1 protein-coding gene is annotated in these 3,566 nt (G+C 37.7%); it reads left to right on the plus strand.

What is annotated here, in order from left to right:
* The first annotated feature begins 1,076 nt into the window (after nucleotides 1-1,076).
* Nucleotides 1,077-3,512, plus strand: coding sequence for an outer membrane beta-barrel family protein (locus tag Q8907_14415; GenBank protein ID MDP4275465.1), 2,436 nt, complete (start codon nucleotides 1,077-1,079; stop codon nucleotides 3,510-3,512).
* Nucleotides 3,513-3,566: the final 54 nt, after the last annotated feature.

Genomic DNA, 3,566 nt, shown 5'->3' on the forward strand with positions numbered 1-3,566 from the left:
CGTTGGCTTTAGCCAACGGATTGAAGGGGGAAACAGAATTATGGGCTTTAGCCCAAAGAATTAATCTTTTCGAATTTCAGGATAAAGAGATAATGAAAAGCAAGTAGAAAGGATTAAAAATGATGAGAAATCTTTATTGCCGTTGGCTTTAGCCAAAACATTTGTAAAAATCATTCTGAAATGGCTTAAAAATTCAATAATTTGGGCTAAAGCCCAATGAATATCTTATATCATCAGTATCCGTCAGCTGAAGCTGATAGACATGATTAATACATATTATTTAATGTGAGATTTCATATTAATCCTGCTAAAGCGCATAACATTGAATAAATGCAAGAAAATCTATGAGATCAGATTTCATTGCCGTTGGCTTTAGCCAACGGATTGAAGGGGAAACCAGAATTATGGGCTTTAGCCCAAAGAATTAATCTTTTTGTATTTCAAGATAAAGAGATAATGAAAAGCAAATAAAAAGGATTAAAAATCATGAGAAATCTTTATTGCCGTTGGCTTTAGCCAAAACATCTGCAAAAATCATTCTGAAATTGCTTAAAAATTCAATAATTGGGCTAAAGCCCTATGAATATCTTATATCATCAGCATCCGTCAGCTTCAGCTGACGGCAATGAAAGCCCAAAATTTAGGAGAATGAAAAGCTATATCAATTTTCCAAACCTAACAGGTTTCCAATACTTGTTAGGTTTGGAAAGTTCTATGTGGCTTGTTTAATCTGCTAATCGGTTTTCTGTAAAGATTTCGCCATTTCACGGCTAGTGCAGGCTGAGTGGTTTCCCTCTTTGGGGTTTGTTGATGCTGTTGAGATTTAATCCTTAATCTTTTCTTTATTTAGCATAATAACAAAATAATTTCTTTTTATTGGAGTTTATCATACTGAGCTTTAGGGTTTATATGATGATTTAATTGTTAAGTTATAGACTATCAATGTATAGTAAATTATTTGTGCTTAATGTGTAACATTTTTTAATCCTCTGGCGTCTTATGACCAAAAACCGGTAATAAACTTGGGCAGGTTGCGCAACCTGTTCATCATTATCAAAATTTTATTTAATTTTAGAATGAAAATTTTACATGCATTAATTGTTTTGTTCCTGTTATGGGGAACAACAACCTTATCCTTTGGTGGCTCGGAAAATGGCAGCATTAAAGGCAAGATATTTAACAGGGCAGATGGAAAGCCAGTAGAGGCTGTAGCAGTGGTATTGCGGGCTTTACCCGATTCAACGGTAAAAAGTTCATTATTTACGGATTCCACGGGTATGTATTCCTTTAGTGTGCCTGCAGGCGATTATTTTGTTTCTGTTCAGATGGTGGGGTACAAAACAGTCAAGACGGAAAAAATTACTTTATCTGCTTCTCAGGAAAAAGAATTGTTGCCCATTTTCCTGGAAAATTATGATTATAAGCTGAAAGAAGTGACGGTTACTGCACAACGTCCGTTTATTGAGCAAAAAGCCGACCGTATTGTGATGAATATAAGCGAAAGTATTACCAATAGTGGTGAAACGGCCTATGACCTTCTGAAAAAAGCTCCCGGCGTATATCTTGATAAGGATGATAATATTATTCTTCGGGGTAAGGGCGGGGTACTGGTTACCTTTAATGACCGGCAGACTCATCTTTCAGCCAAAGATTTGGCTAATTATCTGAAAGGCATGCAATCCTCAGAAATCGACAAGATTGAAATCATCACCAATCCCCCTGCCCGTTACGATGCAGCCGGAAATTCAGGCATTATCAACATCAAAACAAAGAAAAACCTGAAACCCGGGTTAAACGGGAGTATCTATTCCGGGGCAACCCGGAAAAGCAAGAAATCCGAGATTTATGCCGGCGGAAACATGAATTTTCGCTATGGAAAATGGAATGTATATGGAAACTATAATCCGGGTACTTATGCAGGAAACTGGAACAGTAACCTCGACAGGAAAATGACCGGGGTCCGTTTTGACCAGGACGTTGATGGGGACTGGCGCTACAATGCCAATTCTTTTAATGCAGGGGTTGATTATGATATCAACAGGCAAAATACGATAGGGATTATGGTCAGGGGATACGGAAATACAGAAAAAGATCATAGTACCAGCAATATTTATGCTTATGGAACAGGTGCGAGCCCGGATTCCATTATCAGTTCCCCCAGCAGGACCAATTATAATTTTGACAATATGTCTTATAACCTGAATTTTAAATCTAACCTGGATACTTCCGGAAAGGTATTAAATGTGGACATTGACTATGCAACCTTCAATAATAACAGTACAGCATATAATGACAATTATTTTTATTTTGGCAATGGTTCAGAAAAACGTCCTCCTTTCTTTTTGAAAGGTACTACTCCCTCGGATATTACTGTTCAATCCGATAAGATTGACTATGAGAATCCCTTTAAAAAGTATTTCAAGTTGGAAGCCGGGGCTAAATTCAGCAGGGCAGTAACGAAAAATAATTTGAATTATCAGGAAAAACATTCGGATGTTTGGGTAGACGATGCTTCCCGTTCCAATCAATTCGATTATTATGAAAATGTCCTGGCCGGATACTTCAGTTTATCCTATGATAAATCCAAAACCAGTATTAAGGCCGGGTTGAGGGCTGAAAATACCTGGAGCAAAGGCAATTCGGTTACCATGAATAAAATGGTGAAACGTTCTTACCTGGATTGGTTCCCTACATTTTTTATACAGGAAAAACTCTCAGAAAATCATTCTCTGGGCTTTTCATACAACCGCCGCATCGACCGGCCCAATTACCAGGATCTGAACCCTTTTGTCACTTATCTTGATCAATATACTTATGGAGTGGGAAATGCCTTTCTTGATCCTCAATATACCCATACTTTTTCTCTGACCCATTCCTATAAAAATGCTTTGATCACTTCCTTAAGCTATAGCCATACCACTGATGTCATTACTGAAATTGTTGAACAGAATGATTCTACCAGAGTGGCATACCAGACCAAGCAAAACCTCAATAGCATGGATAACCTCAGCCTTAATGTAAACTTTAATTTTAATCCTGTTAAGTGGTACAGGACAAATAACAATGTGACAACTTTTTATAACCAATATAAGCGTAAAGTTGCTTCCCAGGGGCAGGTAAATGACCAGACCAGTTTCAGGTTTAATACGGTCAATACCTTTACATTGCCCAAAAATTATTCTGTGGAATTGTCGGGTTTCTACCAGTCAAAAATGCTTTACGGAATGTTCAGGATAAAGTCTTTATATTCCTTTGACTTGGGTATTCAAAAGGATTTCCTGAAAGATAATAAAGCCACGCTGAAACTTACTGTTCGCGACATTTTTAAGACCATGAAGAGCGTTGCTGATTTAAAATATGACAATATAGATATTGTTTCCAGAAATACATGGGACAGCCGCAGCATAAACCTGAATTTTTCCTATCGTTTCGGCAGTTCCGATATAAAACCATCCCGCCAGCGTTCCACCGGTATCGACAGCGAACAGGGCCGCATAGGGAAAGGACGGTAATATTGTAGAAACGCAGGGAAAAAAATTGTAAATGCAGGGATAAATATTGTAGGA

It is taken from the genome of Bacteroidota bacterium (assembly GCA_030706565.1).
Classification (GTDB): domain Bacteria; phylum Bacteroidota; class Bacteroidia; order Bacteroidales; family JAUZOH01; genus JAUZOH01.

Excerpts from the sequence above, each read along its gene's own strand:
- Q8907_14415 (MDP4275465.1), top strand. The coding sequence starts at position 1,077 with ATGAAAATTTTACATGCATTAATTGTTTTGTTCCTGTTATGGGGAACA.